This window comes from Paenibacillus sp. JCM 18996 (genome assembly GCF_055392555.1).
Genome location: NZ_AP043884.1, coordinates 1,191,299 through 1,212,991 on the forward strand (window position 1 = coordinate 1,191,299; position 21,693 = coordinate 1,212,991).

The window sequence follows — 21,693 nt, forward strand, 5'->3', positions numbered from 1 at the left end:
CGTAATATGACGGTGCTTGCAGCCCACACAATAGAGAGGTGAGAGAACATTGCCGAAAGTAACTGTTGTCATTCCATTTTTTAACTGCGGATACGTAGACCAGGCTTTACTTAGTGTAATGAACCAGACCTGCCGGGATATTGAAGTTATTGTAGTGGATGACGGGTCTGCTATTCATAAGGAACGGATTAAACCTTACATGGATCGCATCCATTACATCACTAAGGCCAACGGTGGAACAGCAAGTGCGCTCAACCACGGAATAAGGCTGGCTGCCGGAACGTATGTTGCTTGGCTTAGTTCGGACGATATGTTTTATCCGACGAAGGTTGAACGTCAACTGGCGTTTATGGAGCAGCAAAATGCTGCCATCAGCTACACAGATTACCACGTTATAAACGAATCCAGCCAGGTCACAGAGAGTTGTGCGACTGTGAAATTTCCGACCGCTCGAGCACTTATTGAAGCATTCGCTTCATACTGTCCGGTGAACGGCAGCACTGTTATGATGCGAAAAGATTTTGTACACAACATAGGGTATTTCGATGAATCCCTGCCCTTTACTCATGATTATGAATTTTGGCTCCGCACGTTATTGCACAGGGTAGATTTTTACTACATTAACGAACCCCTCACCGCTTACCGCAAGCATAAACAGATGGGTACAGTACGACATATTGCCGCCATTCAAACTGAGTTTGAAACAGTCAAGAAGGCGTGCCTGCCCCAGCTGCGGAAACTTTTAAAAAAACTTTGATAATCATGTCCATAGTTCAATACTGGAGGGGGCGGAATGTTAGTCAGTATCATCATATTAACTTTCAACAATTGGAAAATGACGGAACGATGCCTGAATAGCGTTGTTCAATACACCCATTTACCCTATGAGCTGATCTGCATCGACAACGGGTCAACGGATGGCACACAAGGCCGGCTGCGTAACCGGACGGATATTCTCTTGATTGAAAATTCGACCAACCGCGGTTTCGCCGGTGCATGTAATCAAGGTATCTCTGCAGCAAGGGGAGACATGATGCTTCTACTTAATAACGATACTGTCGTTTCCCACCGTTGGCTTCAAAATCTTGTCCTCACGCTCCATAGTTCATCTGATATCGGCATCGTCGGACCTGTGTCTAATATGGTAATGCCTATGCAGCGAGTCCCGATGTCTTATGCAACGTATGAAGAGTACCATCCCTTTGCGGAAATATTCAATCGGCACAACCCGTACCTTTGGCGGGAAACAACCGCGGTAAGCGGATTTTGCATGCTGTTCCCGCGGTGCTTGATCGATAAAATCGGCATGTTAGACGAAGGGTTTGCCACAGGCGGATATGAAGATATTGATTTCGGATACCGTGCGTTGAAAGCAGGCTTTCGGCTTATCGTTGCCGGCGATACACATGTCCATCATGAGGGCAATGCGAGCTTTCGCAGTAATTCGATTGACATGGCAGAGCAAGCCCGGAAAAACCGCCGAAGCTTCATAAGAAAATGGGGATTCAACCCCGAACGTCTTATATATACTGTAGATGAATTGTTTTTACCCGGAAGGTACGGAAATTCACACTGTCATCATGAACCGGTCGGAAACCCGCTGCCAGGCGGAATATTGGTTAGTGATTCAAAGGGGAACATTTACAAAATTGAGAGGGGATTCAAGCGGCCTGTCGTATCTACTGAGGCATTTCAAGCGTTCCGATTCCGACCGGATCAGCTTGTTCAGCTGCCGGATTCTATTATTGCTACGATCCTCGAAGGAATGCCGCTGCAGCATGGCGGCATGTTCCCCGAGCATTACCCGTCAGTTTTCGTGGCACGTGACGCAAAGAACTTTATGCATTTGGTGAGCCATGGGATTCGCTATTCTTTTCAAGATTTCGATTCATTCCTCCGGTTAAGATTCGATGTTGACGAAACAATTCGGCTGTTAACCGGACAGCTGGAAAGTTTGATCGAAGGACCTCCTATCGGTCCGGACGTGTTTGCGGAGCATGAATTACTGGAGTATCGGTTGTTTTTGGGCCCGGATAACGGGCTTTATTATTCAGAAGGCGGGCGCTTACGACCGATTCCAAGCCAGAGAGAATTACAAGCCTACGGTTGGCAGGCTGAGAAAGCAGTACCCCTTCCTGTTCAAGTGTTCCATCGATATCCGCGGGGACCAGCGATCATTTCATAAGCGTAAAGGAGCAAGCCGGCAACCAGGCGCTCACCTATTTGAATAGACATTGAAAAAGTCCCGGGTTAGTCCGAAGCTGACGTTGATTGAGTAACGACGCCAGCTTGCTTCCCAGGGCTTTTCAATGTCCAATGAGTCTTGGCCATCCCTCAGGGAGGCCGCTTGGTGGAGTTACTTACTTTTTAAGGCATACAGCGACGATAAAAATAGGTTGTGCGTTCTTGAGCGTTGAGAGAGGCACAAGTTGATGTCCGTGAATATCGGGACAGAATCCAGGTACATACGATAAATCTCGACCGAGCGACCCTCGAACAGCCTGTCGAGCATGGATCTTGTGGTCCGGTATGATCGTTTGCCCGTAAAGTTCCAGTACATCATAGGATGGCAACAGCTCGCCTATAAATTCGGAAATTGTATACTCGAAGCAATGATACGGGTTAACCGGCTGTTCTCCGTAGTAGAGGCCCGGGTTGGTCACATCGCGGTTTGGCGTCGAAACTATAAGCAGTCCGCCAGGTTTCAGCATCCGTGCGGATTCACAGATCCAGAGGCTGCCATTGGAAACATGTTCAATCGTTTCAAACGAAACAACCACATCAAAGCTTTCACTTTCATAGGGAAGATGGTTGATATCACCGCAAACGTAATGAATACGGCTTCCAGCATAATCTCTCAGCGCGTGTCTTAGGCTCTCTGCCGAGATGTCGATAGCTTGTATTTCCTCTGCCCCGGATATCTCCAACATTTTCGAGCCGAATCCGGATCCACAAGCTGCGTCGAGCACTTTTTTTCCTGCGACGAAACGACAGGCAAGATCATAACGGATCAAATGCTGCGATAGAACATTCGCGTGGGCTGACTTCACGAGCTCGTTGATCACCAGGCGTTCCCCTGTGAATGCCACATCGTCATGATTTTTTTTCGTGATTTCGTCAAATAGAGTAAGATCGGCAAATGCTGACCAAGAGGCGTTATACTGTCTGATAATGTCATACACGCCTGTACTGTCTTTTAGATTCGTCATTAATAACTCCTCCTATAGTTTCTGGTAGTCCCGGCACTTCCCGCTAAGAATGCTTCATCCATTGTCCGACAGTACATTGTATTCCACGCAGTTGAATTGAGAATGGGTCACCATTTTGTAGCATTAGAGGAATTTTGTAAACCATCCATGCCATCTTTCAGAATTTGTCATATCGTATAATATCTCAAGTCTAGGAGGTGAAATGCAAATGGGAAGATTTCTTGATTTGAGAGTTTCCGAAAACTCCAGCACTTTCGGGGTTGTCCCCGTCACAACCGTATCAACCGTCCCTGCATTGGCAGGCGTGATCGGTTTGCAAACGCAAGGCGTAGCGGGTACAGGGACGAATGGCCTTATTGTGAATCTTACGGGAACCGTAGGAGCACAGAATTCGAATGAAGTATCTGCAACCGTAATTATTAATGTGCAAAGAGGATCTGCCACATTCGGTGCCGGCCCCATCATCTATACGGCTGAGCACCAAGTTGTCGCTGGTGCAACTAACTTGATTACCTTCAATGCTATAGACCTTAACGCTCCAGCAGCGGCAGAGACAGTTTATGCTATGTTTATAAGCGCTAATTCAGCGGCAATTGTTGCTCGCACTGGCCCTGAATCCTTCAGCGGTGTTTCTCAGAACGGTTTGGCAGCTACTCCGTAATCATGCGGTATAGACAGGCAAGGTCATAACGGATCAGATGCTGCGAAAGAACATTGCCGTGAGCCGACTTCACGTGTTCGTTGATCACCAGGCGTTCCCCTGTGAAATGCCACATCGTCATAATTAGTCTCAATACTCAAAAAATGATAGACAAGTCCTGGCATGTCCCGCTAAGAATGCTATACCTATCGTCCTGGTATAAACGAAAATGAGATTGTGAACAGGCGAGCGAACGCAAGGAAAATAAGGCAAATGTATTCTATAATCCATCCATGCCATCTTACAGAGTTTGTCATATCGTATAATATCTTAAGTCAAGGAGGTGAAATCTAAATGGGACGTTTTCTTGATTTGAGAGTTTCCGAGAACTCTAGTTTATTCGGTGCTCCTGGTACAGCCGTAGCGACCGTTCCTGCATTGGCAGGCGTGATCGGTCTGCAAACGCAAGGCGTAGCGGGCACAGGCACGAATGGCCTTATCGTGAATCTTACTGGAACCGTAGGAGCACAGGCTGCAGCTGCTGCAATTGCAACCGTAATCGTTAATGTGCAGAGAGGATCCGCTGTATTCGGTGCCGGCACCATCATTTATACGGCTGAGCACCAATTTGGCGCTGCTGTACTTCAAAATAACTTGATTACCTTCAATGCTGTAGACCTTAACGCTCCGGCAGCGGCAGAGACAGTTTATGCTATGTTTATAAGCGCTACTACTACAGTGGGAGTTGTTACCCGGTCTGGCCCCGAGTCCTTCAGCGGGATTGCTCAGAACGGTTTGGCAGCTACTCCGTAATTATGCGGTATGCAAGGATATCGCCCCCGCGGCGGTATCTTTTTTTCTCTGACATCCACCGGTTCTAACCGTGTGTACAAAACCGTTTCTATAAGTTTTCTGCGTCATACTGCAGTTATTTCTTTTTGAATGCGAGGTGCTCCGATGATAACGATCAGCTTGTGCATGATTGTAAAAAATGAAGAACATACGATTGCCAGATGCCTTGATTCCGTGAAGAATATTGCGGATGAAATCATAATCGTGGATACGGGTTCGACCGACCGTACCAAAAAAATTGTACGCGGCTATACGGACAACATCTTTGATTATGAATGGATTGACGATTTTGCTGCGGCAAGAAACTATTCGTTCAGCTTGGCGACGATGGATTACATTCTTTGGCTGGATGCGGACGATCAGCTGCTGGAGCAAGATCGGCAAAAGCTGATGGAAATAAAAGCATCGCTCGAGCCCTCAGTGGATTCCGTTTCGATGCTATATCATGTAGCTTTGGATCTGCACGGTCATCCTGCCGCCAGCTGCCGCAGAAACAGATTGGTCAAGCGAATCAACAACTATAAGTGGTATGGAGCGGTTCACGAATATCTGTTTTTAGGTCCCGAAGCGACAATCTTTCATAGCAACATCTCCGTCACCCACAACAAACTCGCTCAAAGAACGCAGCGCAATTTAAGGATTTACGAGAAACTCATTGCCCAAGGGAACAAGCTTTCCCAGCGGGACCTGTTTCACTTTGCTGATGAGCTGTTGGTAAATGAGTCTTATGAAAAAGCCATCGAACAATATCTTCATTTATTAGACAAACAGGAGCTCGCCCTTGAAGATATGGTTACGGTATGTATTAAAATATCACAATGTTATCTGCTGTTGGGAAACCGGGAAAAGGAGCTTCACTATTTATTGAAATCATTCGAGTACGATGTGCCGCTCGCTGAACAATGCTGCAGGATCGGCAATCATTTTTTTGTGAAGGAAAGTTGGAATACAGCTGTTTTCTGGTTCAACCTGGCAGCGCAAATGGAAAAACCGAAGAACTCCTGGGGATTGATTAACCTGCAGTTCTATACGTGGCTTCCCCACCTGCAGCTCGCCGTCTGTTACGGCAAAATCGGAATGTTGGAACAAGCATTTTATCATAATGAAATTGCACGTTCCTATTTGCCGGACGACCCGGCTGTACTGAGCAATAAACAAATCCTGGAAACCCACCTTGGGCGCGAAGGGCAGGTTCAGCAGTCATGAAAACGAGCATCGTAATCCTTACACACAACAAACTGGAATATACGAAGCTTTGCCTTGAAAGCATACGCCGTTATACGAGGGCGGACAGCTATGAGCTCATTATCGTTGATAACGGCTCCACGGACGGCACGGCCCAATGGTTGCAAAATCAGACGGATCTCCGCGTGATTTATAACGCAGAGAACGCCGGTTTCCCGAAAGGCTGCAACCAAGGGATGGCGTTAGCTACAGGGGATTATATTCTGCTGCTGAACAACGATACGATCGTAACCGTCAACTGGCTCGACCAGCTGCTCCTCTGCTTGAACAGCGACGAACGGATCGGCGCCGCAGGTCCGCTGACCAACAATGCATCCTACTATACGGCAATTCAGGTGCCGTACCGTACGCTGGAAGAGCTTCATCAGTTCGCCGGCGAATACAACAAGACCGATCGGGCGAAATGGGAGGAGCGGATCAAGCTCATCGGCTTTTGCCTGCTGATGAAACGCGAAGTGTTCGAGAAGGTCGGGCCGCTCGATGAACGATTTTCTCCCGGCAACTTTGAAGACGAAGATTACTGTCTGCGGATCAGATTGGCCGGATATAAGCTGATGCTGTGCAAGGATACGTTTATTCAGCATTTTGGCAGTGCTTCGTTTAGCGGCGATCCGTCCGCTTTTTCAAACCTGCTGCAGGAAAATGAACAAAAATTTGAAGAAAAATGGAAATACAACCCAGTCTACTCTACCCATATCCGGTATGATCTCCTTTCGTTCATCGACCGGCCAAAAGACGAGCCGCTCCGAATTCTTGAAGTAGGCTGCGGCTGTGGAGCCACTTTGCTGCAGTTGAAGAACTTGTATCCTCATGCGGAACTGTACGGAATCGAATTAAACGAACATTCCGCCGCTGTTGCCTCCTTGGTTGCTCACGTGGAAAGTCAAAACGTCGAAACATTGGATCTGCGCTACCCGAGACAGTTTTTCGATTATGTTATTTTTGGGGACGTTCTGGAGCATTTGTACGATCCCTGGAAGGTGTTAAAAAACATAGCCTTCTACTTGAAAGAAGACGGTAACGTGCTCGCCAGCATTCCGAACGCGATGCATTTCAGCCTGATCCGGGATTTGCTGAACGGATATTGGACCTACACCGATAGAGGGTTGCTTGATCGAACGCATATCCGCTTTTTTACGTTTTACGAAATTTGCAAAATGTTTAAGGAAACCGGATATGAAAACCTAGTTTATAATCGGGCCACCATCGGGCACACAGAAAAAGATGAAGCGTTCATCACGGAACTGTGTAAGTGGAGCCATGAAAGCTTGTGGGATCATTACCATACGTACCAGTATTTGTTCCGGGCTGCGAAGCATGCGCCCGCCCGTAACGACTCGGATCCCGCACATCGGCAGAAGGTGAAGTTTTTGATGCGGAGAATTGAACAGAACGTTGAAAGGGCAGATAGCATAAATACGGTCATGACGATGCTGGCAAGCGGCGACATCGGGTATGAGGATATAGCGGACATTTTGCAGAGCGACATCATTGAAAAGGAATATACGATCCGTTTGCTGGCCGATACCAGCTTTGCCAGAGGTCTGACCGCTTCCGCAGATGAATTCGTATCCAAAATTGAGGGGTGCTGTAAATGAACGATAGGAAAATATCGTTCATTTATTGTACGAACGACTGGATGTTGTACGAAGAATCCGCAGCTTATGTCCGGTCGCTGGCAGTTCCGGACGGGTACGGCATCGAGCTTATTTCGAGCGAAGGCAGCTCAAGCATGACGGCGGGCTATAACGATGCGATGAGAAGGTCCGACTCAAAATATAAGGTGTATTTGCACCAGGACGTTTTTATAATTCATTCCCATTTTATATATGATATGCTGTCCCTGTTCCAAAACAATGCTAACATCGGAATGCTCGGCATTATCGGCGCCAAAACGATTCACGCAAACGGCGTTTGGTGGGAGAGCGACGATATCGTTGGAAAAGTATACGACAGCCATCTGGGAAAAATGGAGCTATACTCTGGCCGCGAAATCTGTGGAGATTACGAAACGGTTCAAGTCATCGACGGGCTTCTTATGGTTACCCAATACGATCTGCCCTGGAGGGAAGACCTTTTTCAAGGGTGGCATTTCTATGATGCGTCGCAATGCATGGAATTTGCAAAGGCCGGATATGATATCGCTGTCCCGGCACAGGAAAAGCCGTGGTGCGTACATGATTCCGGAATCGCGAAGACAGGCTTGCCTTATGCCGTGGCGAGGAAAATATTTTACGACACGTATTTAAGATCCAAAAGTAAGTAAGAGTTTGAATCTTAAACCGACCTGCCATCAAACAGCAGCCTGGAAGGCATTGCCGCCGGCTGCTACTTATTGTGACATCGTCCATTCATATAACCGGAGAGGTCCTTTTTCAGACATAAAAAATCCCCTCCGGTCGACATCGAAAGCTCATCTTAACAGATGGCCTTTTTTCGTTATCAACCATGAAGGGATAATTCCAATTCGCCGCATCACGACAGAGTATTGTTTTGTGAAGGAGATGCGGTTTTCAAATCCAGAAAGAATCGGAAGGCGTCTTGGAGCGACTCATCGAATGAATACTGAGGCACCCATCCGATGGATTTCACCCCGTCGATATTAATGGGCTCAGCAGATTGTTTAGGCAGCGCCGTTCCCACTTCAATAGGGATTGGCCGGGAACATATCTTTTGAAACCCGTTCACCACGTCTTCCAGGGAATGTAAATTGCCGGATGCCACACGATACTCCACTCCGGACGCGCCATGGAAAAGAATTCTTTCATAAGCTCTGACTGCGTCGCGGACATCAAGAAAATCCCTTTGCTCCACCAGAGAAGACAATCGGAAAGGCGTCTCATCCCCTGCCCGCTCAACTTGCACGGCTTTTCTGGCCAGCAGGCCGCAGACGCCGCCCGAGAACCCTGGTCCGATCAAATTGGAGGGCAGCGCCACTTTAATAGGCTGTCCGTACAACTCGCGCCAAGAGTGTGCAGTTAAGGTTTGCAGTGTTTTAGTCAGACTGTAGGGGCTTACAGGCTGCGGTTTTGCCGAGAGTTTGAAATTCAGCATGGAGCCGACAATCAGCGTTTGGCATGCAGGAAATGCGCGCAAGGCGTCAAGCAAATATACGGTAGACATCACATTCGCCGTAAAATGCCCGGCGGGATCGGTCCAGGAATCGCCTACAGCATTGCGGCCGGCCAAATGCAGAGCGTAATCAGGAGCGGTTTCGCAGACGGCTTTCCTTACCTGTTCCGCATCGGTACAATCGCAAACCATTGTTTCGTATTCCACCGCATTCTCCAATTTACGGCGGACCAATCCTATTACTTTCAGCCCTTTTGTGTGAAAATGTCCGCATGCGTGCCTTCCTGTGAATCCGCCCGCGCCGGTGATCAGGATCGTCCTTCCATTCATCCCGACCGCATCCAAAGCCGCAGTTCCCGCAGCATATGAGGATATGGAGGTGTACAGGGCTTAAAATCGGAACGCGTGTTTAACAGCGTACGGTCGATCACAACCCTGTCGTCCGGCATGATTTCCACATCTTTTTTATCGAATACGTCCTGAAACCGCCTCAGAAGATTATATTTGTTGATGGGCTCAGGAGCTGTGAGATGAACCAAGCCGGAAACCGGCCTCAGGGTCATGCCATGGATAACCTTGGCAAGCTCCAAAGTGGTGACCCCGTTCCAAAGCGCGTTGACATATCCGTGGACCGTGCCGGTCTGCTGCAGGAACCAGTGGAGCAGCCCGATGCCCTGCTCCCTCACTTCAGGTCCGATAATGGACGTGCGAATCGTCAAATGGCGGCTGCAGATCACCTCGCCGACGATTTTGGAACGGGCATAGACGGATTTGCCGTCCGGAGGATGGTTTTCCGTGTGAAAACCCGATTCCCCGGAGAATACGCAGTCGGTCGAGATATGGATCAGCATTCCGCCTTGCGGTTCCAACGCTTCCTTCACTTCATGAGGAAATTTTCCGTTGATGCGAAAGGCGGCGGCTTCATTCCGCTCCGCGTATTGGTTAAGAATGCCGATGCAGTTAATAACATAATCCGGACGAAGCCGCTGCAGAATGGGCTCAATCGCATGTGGAACAAAGGCATCCAGCGGAATGCCGTCCGGATCCCGCGGATCCCTGCAAGTGTAGTGCACCTCATAGGCTGACTGCTTTTTAAAATATTGTACCAGCATATGCCCTGCCATCCCGTTACCGCCCAAGATCAGAATTCTCATTTATAAAAACCTGCCTTTGACCAAAAGCTTTTTTATCTCCTCTTTAGAAATCAGCGCTTCATGGGAGGAATAGGATTTGGTTTCGAGTCGCAAATATTTTTCGTAATGCTCCTTCAGGTTTGGAATGTCGATGGAAGGTAGGATGACCAGGTAGTTTTCGTCGTATTGAACGGAGAACTGGCTCTCATATTCCGACAACAGAATTTCGTGAAGCTTCTCTCCCGGACGCATTCCGATTTCCTCGATCTTCACATGTTTTTCACCGGAAGCCTCAATCAGGACCTCGGCCAAATCAATAATGGAGCAGGAGGGCATCATCATGACGAACGTTTCCCCGCCCCGCCCTTCTTTTGCCGCACGCAGCATGGTGTTGATGGCGTCCTCCTGGGTCATGAAGAAACGCGTCATCCTTTTATCCGTAATGCCTATCTGGCGCTTGTTTCTAATCTGATCCTTAAACAAATGCACCACGCTTCCGTTAGTTCCCAGAACGTTCCCGCCCCGCACACAAACGAACTGCGTCTCGGAACCGAGCAGGTTGGCAAATACAATCAGCTTTTCTCCGATGGCTTTGGTCATGCCGTAAAAATTGGACGGGTTCGCGGCTTTGTCGGTCGAGATGTTAATGACTTTTTTAACCTTGTTCCCGATGGCAGCTTCAATCACATTGCGCGTTCCGTTCACATTGGTCTTCAATGCTTCGTAGGGCTGATCCTCACATACGGGCACGTGCTTGAGCGCAGCGAGATGAAACACAAAATCAATGCCTTCGCATGCTTTGAACATCGCTTGCCGGTCACGGACATCCCCTATGCAAAAATGAAGCCGCGTGTCGTCGAACTCCCTTTTCATCGCAACTTGAGAGCATTCGTTTCGGGAGAAAATCACGATTTCCCGCGGATTCAGAGGAAGCAGCTGCCTGGTCAGCTCATGGCCCCAAGAACCGGTTCCCCCGGTGATCAGAATAGCGGCCTGTTCAAACATGTAAGTTCCCTCCTAACAAAAATTTGACAACTTTATGGGAGACACCAGGATCAAGATAGCCTTCGGGACAGCTCCAGACGGCCGGAATCGAAGTCATCAGCGTTACCGCTTCGGCGATCCGCTCCGCTTTTAACCCAGATACGATATTGCTGCCGCAGTCAACCGTTTCCGGCCTCTCCGTCGTGCTGCGCATGGTGACTGTCGGAATCCCGAAAATGCAGCATTCTTCCTGTACCGTCCCACTGTCTGTCAGCACGCAGAAAGCATTTTGCTCCAAATGGACAAAATCAAAGAAGCCGAAAGGTTCATGAAATTGGATGAGCGGATGGACGGATAGAGCCGGAAGGAGGGACAGACGGGATGTGGTGCGGGGGTGGGTGCTGCAAACGATAGGAAGTTTATATTTGTCTGCGATAAGGTTAAGTCCCTCTAGAATTTCAGTCAAGTTCTTGACCGAATCGACATTTTCAGACCGGTGGGCCGTGACCAGAAAATACTGTCTTGCCTGCAGCTTCATCTTTTGTAAAATTGCGCTGTCCGTTATCGGCCGTCCATACGCCGTAAGCACTTCATAGATCGGATTGCCGGTCAGGACGATGCGTCGGCCGGGGATCCCTTCGCGGATCAGATTCTCCCTGCTTTGCTTCGTGTAAGGCATATTGATTGAAGAAATTGCGTCCACCACTTTGCGGTTCTTTTCTTCGGGTACATTCAGGTCAAAGCATCGGTTGCCCGCCTCCATATGAACCACAGGGATTCCCATCCGTTCCGCCAGAACGGCGCATAAAGCGCTGTTCGTGTCGCCGAGGATGAGCACCCGGTCGGGCTTTTCTTCCAGTAAAATCCTCTCCGCCTGCGCCATCATTATGGAGAGTTGTCCGCCCAATGTCTGCCCCTGCATCTTCAATAAATAATCCGGCTGCCTCAAGTTCATTTCCTGAAAGAAAATATCGCTTAACGTGGCAGTGAAATTCTGCCCTGTGTGAATGACGGCATGCCTTTCAGCCAGCCGGTCCAGTTCCTTCATAATAAGACTGAGCCGGATAATTTCGGGCCTTGTACCAAGTATGGTTACCACTCTCATAGCTTCAGCTGTATCCCTCCTTCGGTTCAAGCTGATTTTCGAGCGGAAGAAGCTTTCTTGACGGTGCGTTTTCTATTGAGTGAAACAAACTTTCGGAACGATCCCGATCTTTGTCCGATAGCTTTTCTTGTTCGGGTCACCGCCGGCTTTCTTCTTCTCTTTCTTTTCTTTCTGATCCTCAGGGTTCGCTCGACGGCGGCGCCTGTAGGAATCGCATTTAACATCGCGTCCTTGAGCACCTTGACCTTGCTCATTCGCTGCCTGTAGAATTTCAAAATCCGCTTGCTCAGGAAGGGCCTCTTCGATCCTTTGTCGGTCAGAAAAACTACTATGGATTCGGAGCCTTTCAGCAGTCTGCCGTCAAGGTACCGGCGCGGCGCGGAGGTTCGAACCGCAGTGTGCCGCTTAGCCTGATCCACCCATCCTTGCATCCTGCTGCGAAAAGAATGGATCCCGAATGCCTCTCTTACCGCCAGGCTGTTATCCGTCCCAACCCGTTCGCGGAGCGCGGCATCAGCCACAAGCGGGGATATTTTACTCGCCAACTCGTTGATATTGCCTTTCACGGCAAGCAGCTCCGCATTGCGCGTTTGGAGATGGATTTCTTCCACTCCTCCGCCTCCGTAGGACACGACGGGCTTTCCGAAGACCATGCCTTCCATCGCAGTCAGGCCAAAGCCTTCGTCCACCAAGCTGGGAACGACAACAATATCCAGTGCTGAATAAATCTGCTGCACGTCGGCGGAAAAAGGTACGAAATGGAAACGGGAACCAAGCGCCGCAGCCTCCACCAGCTGTACGCAGTGCCTGTAATAATCTTCATCGAGAGGCCTCCCGGCCAGAAGGAACTCCGCGTCCGGGTACTTTTCGCTTAAAGAAATGGCCATGGAAATGAAGTGCTGTATTCCTTTATTCGGAATGAGGTAGGAAGAGAGGCATCCTATAAGCGGGCGGGCTTCGTTCAGGCCAAGCTGCCCCCTCTTCATCAAGCGAAGATTCGGCCAGCTTTCCGGTTTGTAATCTTCCTCGTGCCAGGACGGGTAAACCAGATGGAGTTTGGATTCGATAGACAGCGGTTGAAATGGACGGAGCACAGTATCGGAAATTCCGAGAATCCAGTTCGAGTGCTTATGGATCAGAGCCGCGGAAACGCCTGTATAAGGATTGGAAACAATCGCCTCCGTAATCAGCCAAAGGCAGGGGATACCCATAATTTTGGCTGCTAATGCCGGAAGCGGATTGACGCAGGTGAGCGCCGCAATGTAATCGGGCTGCCGGATATGCAGCAAGTCCAGCAAGGCGGGCATCGCTTTATGCTTCCTAAGAGAGCGGAACTCGCTGGAAGTGTTCGGTCCCGGAATGCATAAGCTGTAGAGCAGCGGGTAGGATTGAACAATTGTGTCTATGCCGCGGTGTCTGGCTTGGGCAGACAGGATCCCGTCGGCGGGCACCACCAATGTACAGTGAAAATGAGGCTGCAGCTCGCGCATCAGAAACAGCAAAAACTTCTCGGCGCCGGTTATTTCGGACGAACCGCAAATATGGGAGAACAGCATCAGCTTCGGCTTCATATCGCCGCGTGCCAGAGAGGCGATAGCGGCTTCTCACCTCCTGCAACCTGGGTAGTACAATATATTTGCGGTAAGCTCATTTCGGCACGACAGTTAATCCTCCTCCATTCGTCCATTTTCCGTACGAGCGCCCGCCCAATACAAAAAGACACAGGTTGTCCTGTGCCTCACTTTAGCAAACCGCTTTAATGCCGTGATTTTAAAAGATCAGCTCTTTCTCCCGCATCGTCAGGCGGCGCCCGGGGATGTCGAGCTCGAGCCGGCCGCCGGCCAGGCCCCAGATCCGGGCGGCGTACTTCTCCGCCAGCTCCAGTTGGTGAAGAGCGCAGACGATCGTGATTTTCTCCTTCTCGCACAGCTTCTTCATATCCTGCATGACGGAGGACGCCGCATCGGGATCAAGTCCGGACACGGGCTCGTCCGCATAAATGACCTTCGCTCCTTTGATCAAGGCTCTGGCAATAGCCACCCTCTGCTTTTCTCCACCGCTAAGCTTGCTCACGGGCATATCCGCCTTATCCAGCAGTCCCACTTTTTCCAAATAATCCATTGCCCCGACATGCTCGTCCATCGACGCGCTGCGTGTCAGCGTCCTCCATAGCGGAAGGTGGCGCCAACGGGACGACAGCACATTTTTGACTGCGGTTTGATTGAGATTAAACTGGGGGTTCTCTTCCAGGTAGGCCCAGTCCTTGCTGATCTTGAATTTCTCAAGTCCGCGGATCTTGGAGATATCCTTGCCGTTGTATATGTACTGGCCATCCGTCCACCTCTCCTTCAGCATCAAGCAGCGGAATAAAGTAGTCTTCCCGCTTCCGCTTGCGCCGACAAGGGCGACCAAATCGCCTTGGTCCACCTGAAAACTCATTCTATGCAGGACGGTGGGACCGTTTACGATTTCTTTTGTCAAATTCCTCACAATGATCATACCTATGCTTCTCCCCCTTGGCTCGAACCGATGCAGATGATGGTGAATCTATTATAGCTTATTTTGGGTAAAAAGGTCATGGCCGCTCCGGTATAAAAAATCCAACACTGAATCAGGGAATCGCCGCGCGGACAGGGATCTCATTTTTACATGGGGGAGGAGTGTGTTAAAATACAAAAATGGCAAGCTTGACTTGTGACTATACTCTGTTCGGGAGGCAGCGCAATATATGCTATCAATAGGAATTGCCGGCGGGACGGGATCGGGGAAAACCTCCGTCGCCCGCCAAGTTATCACGAATCTGGGTCCGGAGAATGCGGCGCTGATCTCGCAGGACAATTATTATTTGGACCATTCCCACCTGCCGATGAGCGAGCGGGAAACTATCAATTACGACCATCCCTTGGCGTTTGACCACGAGCTGCTGCTCAGCCAGCTCGAACAGTTAAAGCAGGGCCGCGCGGTGGAGACGCCGCTTTACGATTTTGCCATCCACGGCAGGTCCGGGAAAACGGTTGTGGTAGAACCCACCCAGGTAGTCATTATCGAGGGGCTGCATGTCCTGTCGGAAGAAACCGTCCGGAACATGCTCGACATTAAAGTGTTCGTCGACACCGACAATGATGTGCGGATCCTGCGCCGCGTGCTGCGTGATATCCATGAACGGGGACGGACCATCCAGTCGATCTACGACCAGTATCTCAAAACCGTCAAACCCATGCACGACGCATTCATTGAGCCTTCCAAAAAATACGCGGACATCATCATACCTGAAGGAGCCCATAATGAAATCGGGGTTCAGCTGCTTACCATTATGACGGAAAGATATTTGACCGGCTCCTTCCCGGGTTAGACGTCAGATCACCGGGATATTGATATAGAGTGGAACGGTAGTTTATTGCATCTGCCTCTTTAAGAAAAATTTCTTAAAGAGGTTTTTTTTGTAAATTTTTTAATTGCCATACGAATATATGTTTGGTATACTGGGTATACAAACAAATGTTCTGATATTTCAATTACAAGTTTCGGGAGGGACAAACATTATGCGGTGCAAGAATTATCGGTTCATCGAACGGGATTATTGGTATCAGAAGGCTCTTTCGGCCAGTGACCATATGGGGAGCGAGCAAATTCACGAGATGCTGGATAATGCTCCCTTCGGATACGTTGATTATACCTTCAAATTTTACGGGAACGGATCCGTTCTTATAATAGATAACGATTCGGACAAAGAGGTTCTGCCCAGCGAGCTTTCAGGAGCTCCACTGGATTTTTATATCCGCTGCAGGATCGATCTGATCAAGACTTCGCTGAAGGAGAAGCTGCTGCAGCCCGCGTGAACGAATAGCGGCAGTCCCGTCTTCGAATCATACTACCATGGAGGTGAAGACCGATGCCGATCAACAAGAGCGGGAAGAAGGAAAATCAGCAGAACCGCGCAAGATTCGCCGAACAATACACTACATTGAATTCCAGGAAAGCCGAAGAAGCTCCAGCTTCCTTGAATGAATTGCCGAAGAATGAATCCTGACGTTTGACAGCGGCGAAAGCCAGCCTGCCCCTTGTCGACTATGATTAAGGCAGCGGGCCGGCTTTTTCCATCTTTTTAGTCACCGTACCGGCGGGTAAATGATTAATATTCTTCTGCTGAAGTACATACATGTCAGGTATAAGTATACGAACCAGATTGGAGGAGGTCAGGATGCGAGTCTACATTTCACGGCAACAACGCGGTGACCGTTCAAGGCTTTGGAGCGGCGCCTCCATACAGATTGATCCCACCTTCCCTTACTACCTGAACCGTTCCGAAGCCAGCATCGCCGACGAATTGGCTGTCTCCGGATTTGGCATTGTCCACTATTTTGTCGTTTCCGAGAAACGTGTGAATGCCAAGCTGATCGATGCACTTCATGCCAAAGGCATAATCGTATGGGCGATGGTGCTCGGCAACGGCACCTACAGCACGGACCCCCTGCCGAAGGAATGGCCTGCTTGGCGCATGGAATTGCTTAAGGACGTTAACGATGGGTACTGCAGGCTCTCTCCGCATAGCGTCGACTACAAGCAATGGAAGAAGGAAGCATTAAGCCGATTGGTGCGGGAATACCCGTTTGACGGCTTGGAGATAGCCGAACCCTACTTGCCCGAGTGGAACGGCCTTAAATCGGGAGTGTACGGAGATATCGGCACAAATGCGAAGAATGCCTTTAAACGGCTGTACGGAGTGGAGATACCGGATTTTCGCGACCCTTCCTCGGCCTCCTATTATCTGCGTGACAGCGAGCGGTATCGGCTCTGGGTGGAGTTCAGGGTAAACGCGGTGAACGGCTTCATTAATGAGATATTCAACGGTGAAGGTGGAGTGCGCCAGGCCAGACCGGGAATCGGGGTGGCCACTTGGTCGTTAGCCGTGCGGGGCGGGACTGAGGCTGTGGATAAGCTGCGGGAGGAACAAGGATTGGAGTCGGCGGCGATGATAAAGGAAGTCTCTCCCGACATCCATTTTCTTCAAACCCATTGGCCGGATTGGATGGATCCCTTTTTGCCAGCTGGGTATGTCGAAGAGTACAGGCCGTTCGTTGAAGAGATCCGCCGATCCCATCCTGAAATCCCCATCGGGGTTCAAACCGACAGCGGTTCCTCGAAGAAGATGATGCGCAGCAAGCGGTGGCTGGATCGCTTTACCGACACCGCCTGGAGATCAGGATACTCGACTTGGACGGCTTATGAGTATCATTTGAGTAAGGGCATTGTGGCCGAGAAGCCTCGGCCCGTTCAAGCCGAAAGATGCGGTTCTCGTGGGGTGGTATTAATATCCTTCAATAAACGGATTCGCATTTTGGACGGCAAACGAATGCAATGCGTGTCATATATCGTGAATGGGAAGCGAATCCCCCTCCGGCTGAACGCGGTCAGAGTCGATGGCAACCTGCTGGAACTGAAGTCGGACCATTTACCTGCCGAGTCATTCATCGCCGAGCTTCGTTATATCACGGATACGCCTGATTTATGGTTCTATCCTGCAAGGAAGGCGAAGAAAGCGGTACGTCCCTGCCGTGTACAGGTGAATGCTGTCAAAGAAGAAGTAAAATAGTCGCAATTGTCTGAATAATTTGTCGAAATTTCATTCATTCGCTCGTTTTGCGCGCTTACCCAGGAAATGAAGCCTGATCCAGTCAAGAATGAAATTGATTTATTTGGTGCAACTTAACAAATGCCGTTTCCTTTCTTACTCACGCAATTTAACGACAGGAGGTTTCATCATGGTTGAACCGAACCAGCATCAGCAGTTTTTAACGCACGCTTTTGAGAACGCTCAAGAGGCCATCGAATCAGCGAAGCAGGCTCAACAGGCAGTACTGGAGGCGCAGCATAACGCGGATCCGAATGAAATGCGAGTTGCAAGAGACCAGCTGGAGTTCGCCCTCCACCGTGTAGAGGAGGCACAGAATCAGCTGCTGGCGCAGGACCCCGTCCACGATCAGCAATCGGCACCGCTGCGTAATGAATTGGTCCAGGCGCTTCAGGAGATACAGGGACTGGAAACTGCGACCAGGCAGCCTAAGCAAGTTCGTTAATGTAAGGTTACGTTTATTGTCCCCGGGCATATGCTGTCTTGGGGTGATTTTTGTATGGCTAATTATCGTATCTATGTAGTCACGTCGGAACGAAAGCTCCATTTGTACGATGGAGACCGGTGGGTGAAATCTTATCCTGTCGGAATCGGGCGAATTGTTACGAAGACGCCGGTCGGACATTTTACGATCATCAATAAAGCCCCGAATCCAGGCGGTCCTTATGGCGCCTACTGGATGGGGCTTTCCAAACAGGGATATGGTATACACGGGACCAATCAACCGGAGTCCATCGGACATGAGGTATCCAAAGGCTGCATCCGCATGTACAACGATGATGTGATTGAGCTCGCTCACTTGGTTCCCGTCGGCACGCCAGTCACTATCCGCATATGACCCGGGGAATATCGATCCATAGCGGACTCTATGCGCAACGAACCATGAGTCGCGGAACCAGGCGGCACATTGGCTACACGAGCGGAGCATAGCCGGTCTGCTGCAGTCTTTTGGCAATCGCTTTGTAACCCGCCGCATTGGGATGAATCCCGTCTTCGGATAGCAGCCGTACTTCATGGCCTGCGAAGGCGTCGTAGATGTTTACGACCTGAATGTTCCGGTCTCTGAACTGCAGCAGCGGTTTATTGAACCTCTTGATCCAGATTTCCGCCTCGTTTATTCCGACAAGCGGGTTGTACAGATTGATCAATCTGACCATATGGCGGCTTTTCCGCCCTTTTTTTAATTCCTTTAACTGGGCCACAATCTCCGAATAATTTGCTTGGAATCGGTTCAAAGCTGACGTTAATACCCGGGTGTCCCTATTCATAAAGAAACTCTTTCCCGCCTCAATCAGGTCATTCCCGCCCGCTGTAATCGTTATCAGATCTGAGGCCACAATATGAGCTCTCACGGATGATTCCCGTTTTATTTGAGAAAGAATCTCTTCCGAACCGGCTCCTGTCGTGCCCGCGTTAAAAATATTGACTTTGGATTGCAGGCTTTGCTCCGTTAAATTGGCATAGATCGGTACAAACCCAAAACCCGGAGCCGCCCCGTAACCTACCGTCAAGGAATCGCCCAAAGCTGTGTAATGTAAAGCCTCTTTTCCCATCGCCTATGCCCCTTTCGCTCCTGCCCGATACTTTATCTTATTCCGTTTGTTGCGGAACAGAGCCAGGAAAAACAGCGAAACGGGCATTTTTCTTTACAAAGAAGCAGGCGTAATATATCTACATGGAAGGTACAATTTGCACAAGCCTTGGCGGTGTAGCGCGGAACCGCCGATCAACTCGTAGCAGAGGCCGCGAGCACCTCGTTCATGCTGCCGGAACGGTAGCCCTGCAGGTCAAGTGTTACATAAGCGTATCCGATTTCCTTCAATTTGGCCGAGATGGTTCCGGCGACGTTGACCGCTTCCATCAGTTGTTCCGCAGGAACCTCAATCCGGGCCATAAGCTCATGCTGCCGGACACGCACCTGCCGGAATCCCAGCTGAATCAGGAAATCCTCTGCTTGGTCAATCATCGAGAGCTTCTGTGCCGTAATCGCTTCTCCGTAAGGAATACGCGAGGACAAACAAGCAAAGGACGGCTTATCCCATGTACGCAGGCCGAATTCACGCGACATATGCCGGATTTCCGATTTCTTGATCCCGACTTCCATCAGCGGCGCTCTTACGCCTTTCTCATGCGCCGCGAGCAGGCCCGGGCGATGGTCTCCCAAATCATCCGCTATGGCGCCAAAGATGACGTGCTCGATACCTCTCTCTTTGGCGATAGGGATCAGATGCTCGAACAAGGAATTTTTGCAAAAATAGCAGCGGTTTGTCGGATTCTCTGCGTAGCCGGGGATTGCCAGCTCGCTGGTGTGAATAACTTCATGCCTGCTTCCCAGCTCCTTGGCGAGCGCGATCGCTTCCTCCCTTTCTCTAACAGGGTAGGTCTCGGAGTCCGCCGTTATGGCAAGCACACGGTCTTCTCCAAGAAAATCCAGTGCCGCCTTCAACAAGAAAGCGCTGTCTACACCGCCGGAAAAAGCTACCACTACTTGCTCCATCGAGCGTAAAACTTCTCCGAGTTGTTCATACTTCTGTTGCATAACATTGGCCATCGTGTATGTACCTCCAGTACAACTCAAAGTGGGTTTACGGAACTTTCACGATTCATTCCGTTAATTATTCATGTTATTAATTGATAGTCTTGGACGGCTGCAGCCGCTTGAAGTGCAGCAACGCGTACCGGGACAACCGCGCGTTGCCAGCGCATATTCACACGGGAATAATCGGCATTATTCTAACAATTCGATATAAACTTCAAGTTTCCTCCCTTGAATTAGCCCTAAATCGACGTTAAATCATTTTATTGCCCAGAAGAGAGCCAATCCGCACCACGCTACATAATTTTATCGCCCAGAAGAGAGCCAATCAGCGCCACCGCCGTATCGGCAGTTTGATTGCGGTGATCTAGCAGCGGATTCACTTCAACGAATTCGGCACTGACGACACAACCTGCAGACGAAAGCAGCTCCAACGCAAGGTGGCTCTCGCGGAAGGTGATTCCTCCCGGAACCGGTGTCCCAACTCCCGGCGCGTTATTAGGGTCAAGTCCGTCAAGATCCAGGCTGAGGTGCACTCCATCCGTATCATTGGAAGCGATATCTATCGCCATTTCCATTACCCTGCTCATTCCCAGACGGTCAAGCTCATGCATGGTAAAGACGGTGATGCCCACATGCTTCAAAAACACTTTTTCACCGTCGTCCAAGGACCTGGTGCCAATCAAAACCGTATGCTCAGGTTGAACAGCGGAGCTGGCCCCCGCAATGGAAGTAAGAGCCGGATGGCCGTACCCGAGCGCTGCCGCCAGCGGCATTCCATGGATATTGCCGGAGGGTGACGTATCCGGTGTATTTACATCTCCGTGCGCATCAAACCAGATCACGCCGACCCGCTTTACGTGGCGGCCTACTCCAGCCAGGCTTCCTATCGCAATGCTGTGGTCCCCTCCGAGGATCAAGGGAAAATGTCCGCTATGCATAACGTTCGCCACTGTATCCCGCAGCTCTTGATTCACTCTGGCAATCTCCTGCAAATATTTTAAATTCGCATAGGGGGACGCGGCATGCTTCGATCTTTTTACAATTAAATCTCCGATGTCCGACACCTTCCATCCTAACTGCTCCAGTCTGGACTCAAGCCCGGCATACCGGATCGCGCTGGGGCCCATATCCACTCCTCTTCGGTCAGCTCCCAAATCCATAGGCACCCCGATAATCGCGACGGATTGATTCTTGGACAAGCTCATATTCCCTCTCCCCTGCAGCATAGTTTTACCTCATACCTACTACAGTCGGGTGGAGAGTAGAACGGCTGTCTCAAGCC

General features: G+C 49.9%; 24 protein-coding genes. 13 read left to right on the forward strand and 11 right to left on the reverse strand.

Annotated features, from left to right (window positions below):
* The first annotated feature begins 49 nt into the window (after positions 1-49).
* A complete protein-coding gene (locus ACZ5N7_RS05835) occupies positions 50-757 on the forward strand; it encodes a glycosyltransferase (protein WP_464658180.1) in 708 nt (235 codons plus the stop codon).
* A gap of 36 nt (positions 758-793) precedes the next feature.
* Positions 794-2,185, forward strand: a complete 1,392-nt coding sequence (locus ACZ5N7_RS05840; RefSeq protein WP_464658181.1) for a glycosyltransferase family 2 protein — start codon at positions 794-796, stop codon at positions 2,183-2,185.
* A 175-nt stretch (positions 2,186-2,360) separates the two neighbouring features.
* Here ACZ5N7_RS05840 and ACZ5N7_RS05845 read toward each other — a convergent pair whose 3' ends face one another.
* On the reverse strand, positions 2,361-3,209 hold the full coding sequence (locus ACZ5N7_RS05845; protein WP_464658182.1) for a class I SAM-dependent methyltransferase: 849 nt from the start codon (positions 3,207-3,209) through the stop codon (positions 2,361-2,363).
* A gap of 208 nt (positions 3,210-3,417) precedes the next feature.
* On the opposite strand from ACZ5N7_RS05845, the gene ACZ5N7_RS05850 reads away from it, so the two are divergent.
* The gene (locus ACZ5N7_RS05850; protein ID WP_464658183.1) at positions 3,418-3,870 is read left to right on the forward strand and encodes a hypothetical protein; all 453 of its coding nucleotides are present in this window, start codon (positions 3,418-3,420) and stop codon (positions 3,868-3,870) included.
* Here ACZ5N7_RS05850 and ACZ5N7_RS05855 read toward each other — a convergent pair.
* Entirely contained in the window at positions 3,860-3,991 is a 132-nt protein-coding gene (locus ACZ5N7_RS05855; RefSeq protein WP_464658184.1) for a hypothetical protein, read from the reverse strand. The genes ACZ5N7_RS05850 and ACZ5N7_RS05855 overlap by 11 nt on opposite strands.
* A gap of 212 nt (positions 3,992-4,203) precedes the next feature.
* On the opposite strand from ACZ5N7_RS05855, the gene ACZ5N7_RS05860 reads away from it, so the two are divergent.
* The 4 genes from ACZ5N7_RS05860 (at position 4,204) to ACZ5N7_RS05875 (ending at position 8,212) form a co-directional block, all read left to right on the forward strand.
* Positions 4,204-4,662: a hypothetical protein gene (locus ACZ5N7_RS05860; RefSeq protein ID WP_464658185.1), complete on the forward strand. Its 459-nt coding sequence runs from the start codon at positions 4,204-4,206 to the stop codon at positions 4,660-4,662.
* 144 nt (positions 4,663-4,806) lie between these two features.
* Positions 4,807-5,907: a glycosyltransferase family 2 protein gene (locus ACZ5N7_RS05865; RefSeq protein ID WP_464658186.1), complete on the forward strand. Its 1,101-nt coding sequence runs from the start codon at positions 4,807-4,809 to the stop codon at positions 5,905-5,907.
* Entirely contained in the window at positions 5,904-7,544 is a 1,641-nt protein-coding gene (locus tag ACZ5N7_RS05870) for a glycosyltransferase (protein ID WP_464658187.1), read from the forward strand. Before ACZ5N7_RS05865 ends, ACZ5N7_RS05870 begins: the two co-directional genes overlap by 4 nt.
* On the forward strand, positions 7,541-8,212 hold the full coding sequence (locus ACZ5N7_RS05875; protein ID WP_464658188.1) for a glycosyltransferase family protein: 672 nt from the start codon (positions 7,541-7,543) through the stop codon (positions 8,210-8,212). Before ACZ5N7_RS05870 ends, ACZ5N7_RS05875 begins: the two co-directional genes overlap by 4 nt.
* A 209-nt stretch (positions 8,213-8,421) precedes the next feature.
* On the opposite strand, the gene ACZ5N7_RS05880 is transcribed toward ACZ5N7_RS05875, so the two are convergent.
* From ACZ5N7_RS05880 to ACZ5N7_RS05905, 6 genes are all read right to left on the reverse strand, one after another.
* Positions 8,422-9,348 carry an NAD-dependent epimerase/dehydratase family protein gene (locus ACZ5N7_RS05880; RefSeq protein WP_464658189.1) on the reverse strand — a complete coding sequence of 309 codons (927 nt, stop codon included), beginning with the start codon at positions 9,346-9,348 and terminating at the stop codon, positions 8,422-8,424.
* Positions 9,345-10,172, reverse strand: coding sequence for a dTDP-4-dehydrorhamnose reductase family protein (locus ACZ5N7_RS05885; RefSeq protein ID WP_464658190.1), 828 nt, complete (start codon positions 10,170-10,172; stop codon positions 9,345-9,347). The genes ACZ5N7_RS05880 and ACZ5N7_RS05885 overlap by 4 nt, the downstream gene beginning before the upstream one ends.
* A complete protein-coding gene (locus ACZ5N7_RS05890; RefSeq protein WP_464658191.1) occupies positions 10,173-11,156 on the reverse strand; it encodes a polysaccharide biosynthesis protein in 984 nt (327 codons plus the stop codon).
* Entirely contained in the window at positions 11,149-12,240 is a 1,092-nt protein-coding gene (wecB, locus tag ACZ5N7_RS05895; protein ID WP_464658192.1) for a non-hydrolyzing UDP-N-acetylglucosamine 2-epimerase, read from the reverse strand. The genes ACZ5N7_RS05890 and wecB overlap by 8 nt, the downstream gene beginning before the upstream one ends.
* 26 nt (positions 12,241-12,266) lie before the next feature.
* Positions 12,267-13,811 carry a glycosyltransferase family 4 protein gene (locus tag ACZ5N7_RS05900; protein ID WP_464658193.1) on the reverse strand — a complete coding sequence of 515 codons (1,545 nt, stop codon included), beginning with the start codon at positions 13,809-13,811 and terminating at the stop codon, positions 12,267-12,269.
* Positions 13,812-14,010: 199 nt separating this feature from the next.
* Complete coding sequence (locus ACZ5N7_RS05905) at positions 14,011-14,739, reverse strand: phosphonate ABC transporter ATP-binding protein (protein WP_464658194.1); 729 nt, start codon at positions 14,737-14,739, stop codon at positions 14,011-14,013.
* Positions 14,740-14,968: 229 nt separating this feature from the next.
* Here ACZ5N7_RS05905 and udk point away from each other — a divergent pair, with 229 nt between their 5' ends.
* The 6 genes from udk (at position 14,969) to ACZ5N7_RS05935 (ending at position 18,710) form a co-directional block, all read left to right on the forward strand.
* Positions 14,969-15,592: a uridine kinase gene (gene udk, locus ACZ5N7_RS05910; RefSeq protein WP_464658195.1), complete on the forward strand. Its 624-nt coding sequence runs from the start codon at positions 14,969-14,971 to the stop codon at positions 15,590-15,592.
* Between the two features lie 190 nt (positions 15,593-15,782).
* Positions 15,783-16,079: a hypothetical protein gene (locus ACZ5N7_RS05915; RefSeq protein WP_464658196.1), complete on the forward strand. Its 297-nt coding sequence runs from the start codon at positions 15,783-15,785 to the stop codon at positions 16,077-16,079.
* 53 nt (positions 16,080-16,132) lie between these two features.
* Entirely contained in the window at positions 16,133-16,270 is a 138-nt protein-coding gene (locus ACZ5N7_RS05920) for a hypothetical protein (RefSeq protein WP_464658197.1), read from the forward strand.
* Between the two features lie 171 nt (positions 16,271-16,441).
* The gene (locus ACZ5N7_RS05925) at positions 16,442-17,833 is read left to right on the forward strand and encodes an N-acyl-D-glucosamine 2-epimerase (protein WP_464658198.1); all 1,392 of its coding nucleotides are present in this window, start codon (positions 16,442-16,444) and stop codon (positions 17,831-17,833) included.
* A gap of 169 nt (positions 17,834-18,002) precedes the next feature.
* Positions 18,003-18,317 carry a hypothetical protein gene (locus ACZ5N7_RS05930; RefSeq protein WP_464658199.1) on the forward strand — a complete coding sequence of 105 codons (315 nt, stop codon included), beginning with the start codon at positions 18,003-18,005 and terminating at the stop codon, positions 18,315-18,317.
* Between the two features lie 54 nt (positions 18,318-18,371).
* Positions 18,372-18,710 (forward strand): L,D-transpeptidase, encoded by a 339-nt coding sequence (locus tag ACZ5N7_RS05935; protein WP_464658200.1) that lies wholly within the window; start codon positions 18,372-18,374, stop codon positions 18,708-18,710.
* 73 nt (positions 18,711-18,783) lie between these two features.
* Here ACZ5N7_RS05935 and ACZ5N7_RS05940 read toward each other — a convergent pair whose 3' ends face one another.
* From ACZ5N7_RS05940 to rocF, 3 genes are all read right to left on the reverse strand, one after another.
* Positions 18,784-19,425, reverse strand: a complete 642-nt coding sequence (locus tag ACZ5N7_RS05940; RefSeq protein WP_464658201.1) for a GDSL-type esterase/lipase family protein — start codon at positions 19,423-19,425, stop codon at positions 18,784-18,786.
* A 173-nt stretch (positions 19,426-19,598) separates the two neighbouring features.
* Complete coding sequence (gene larE, locus ACZ5N7_RS05945) at positions 19,599-20,423, reverse strand: ATP-dependent sacrificial sulfur transferase LarE (protein WP_464658202.1); 825 nt, start codon at positions 20,421-20,423, stop codon at positions 19,599-19,601.
* Between the two features lie 281 nt (positions 20,424-20,704).
* A complete protein-coding gene (rocF, locus tag ACZ5N7_RS05950) occupies positions 20,705-21,616 on the reverse strand; it encodes an arginase (RefSeq protein WP_464658203.1) in 912 nt (303 codons plus the stop codon).
* Positions 21,617-21,693 lie beyond the last annotated feature (77 nt).

Excerpts from the sequence above, each read along its gene's own strand:
- ACZ5N7_RS05840 (WP_464658181.1), top strand. The coding sequence starts at position 794 with ATGTTAGTCAGTATCATCATATTAACTTTCAACAATTGGAAAATGACG.
- ACZ5N7_RS05845 (WP_464658182.1), bottom strand. The coding sequence starts at position 3,209 with ATGACGAATCTAAAAGACAGTACAGGCGTGTATGACATTATCAGACAG.
- ACZ5N7_RS05850 (WP_464658183.1), top strand. The coding sequence starts at position 3,418 with ATGGGAAGATTTCTTGATTTGAGAGTTTCCGAAAACTCCAGCACTTTC.
- ACZ5N7_RS05855 (WP_464658184.1), bottom strand. The coding sequence starts at position 3,991 with ATGACGATGTGGCATTTCACAGGGGAACGCCTGGTGATCAACGAACAC.
- ACZ5N7_RS05860 (WP_464658185.1), top strand. The coding sequence starts at position 4,204 with ATGGGACGTTTTCTTGATTTGAGAGTTTCCGAGAACTCTAGTTTATTC.
- ACZ5N7_RS05865 (WP_464658186.1), top strand. The coding sequence starts at position 4,807 with ATGATAACGATCAGCTTGTGCATGATTGTAAAAAATGAAGAACATACG.
- ACZ5N7_RS05870 (WP_464658187.1), top strand. The coding sequence starts at position 5,904 with ATGAAAACGAGCATCGTAATCCTTACACACAACAAACTGGAATATACG.
- ACZ5N7_RS05875 (WP_464658188.1), top strand. The coding sequence starts at position 7,541 with ATGAACGATAGGAAAATATCGTTCATTTATTGTACGAACGACTGGATG.
- ACZ5N7_RS05880 (WP_464658189.1), bottom strand. The coding sequence starts at position 9,348 with ATGAATGGAAGGACGATCCTGATCACCGGCGCGGGCGGATTCACAGGA.
- ACZ5N7_RS05885 (WP_464658190.1), bottom strand. The coding sequence starts at position 10,172 with ATGAGAATTCTGATCTTGGGCGGTAACGGGATGGCAGGGCATATGCTG.
- ACZ5N7_RS05890 (WP_464658191.1), bottom strand. The coding sequence starts at position 11,156 with ATGTTTGAACAGGCCGCTATTCTGATCACCGGGGGAACCGGTTCTTGG.
- wecB (WP_464658192.1), bottom strand. The coding sequence starts at position 12,240 with ATGAGAGTGGTAACCATACTTGGTACAAGGCCCGAAATTATCCGGCTC.
- ACZ5N7_RS05900 (WP_464658193.1), bottom strand. The coding sequence starts at position 13,811 with ATGAAGCCGAAGCTGATGCTGTTCTCCCATATTTGCGGTTCGTCCGAA.
- ACZ5N7_RS05905 (WP_464658194.1), bottom strand. The coding sequence starts at position 14,739 with ATGATCATTGTGAGGAATTTGACAAAAGAAATCGTAAACGGTCCCACC.
- udk (WP_464658195.1), top strand. The coding sequence starts at position 14,969 with ATGCTATCAATAGGAATTGCCGGCGGGACGGGATCGGGGAAAACCTCC.
- ACZ5N7_RS05915 (WP_464658196.1), top strand. The coding sequence starts at position 15,783 with ATGCGGTGCAAGAATTATCGGTTCATCGAACGGGATTATTGGTATCAG.
- ACZ5N7_RS05920 (WP_464658197.1), top strand. The coding sequence starts at position 16,133 with ATGCCGATCAACAAGAGCGGGAAGAAGGAAAATCAGCAGAACCGCGCA.
- ACZ5N7_RS05925 (WP_464658198.1), top strand. The coding sequence starts at position 16,442 with ATGCGAGTCTACATTTCACGGCAACAACGCGGTGACCGTTCAAGGCTT.
- ACZ5N7_RS05930 (WP_464658199.1), top strand. The coding sequence starts at position 18,003 with ATGGTTGAACCGAACCAGCATCAGCAGTTTTTAACGCACGCTTTTGAG.
- ACZ5N7_RS05935 (WP_464658200.1), top strand. The coding sequence starts at position 18,372 with ATGGCTAATTATCGTATCTATGTAGTCACGTCGGAACGAAAGCTCCAT.
- ACZ5N7_RS05940 (WP_464658201.1), bottom strand. The coding sequence starts at position 19,425 with ATGGGAAAAGAGGCTTTACATTACACAGCTTTGGGCGATTCCTTGACG.
- larE (WP_464658202.1), bottom strand. The coding sequence starts at position 20,423 with ATGGCCAATGTTATGCAACAGAAGTATGAACAACTCGGAGAAGTTTTA.
- rocF (WP_464658203.1), bottom strand. The coding sequence starts at position 21,616 with ATGAGCTTGTCCAAGAATCAATCCGTCGCGATTATCGGGGTGCCTATG.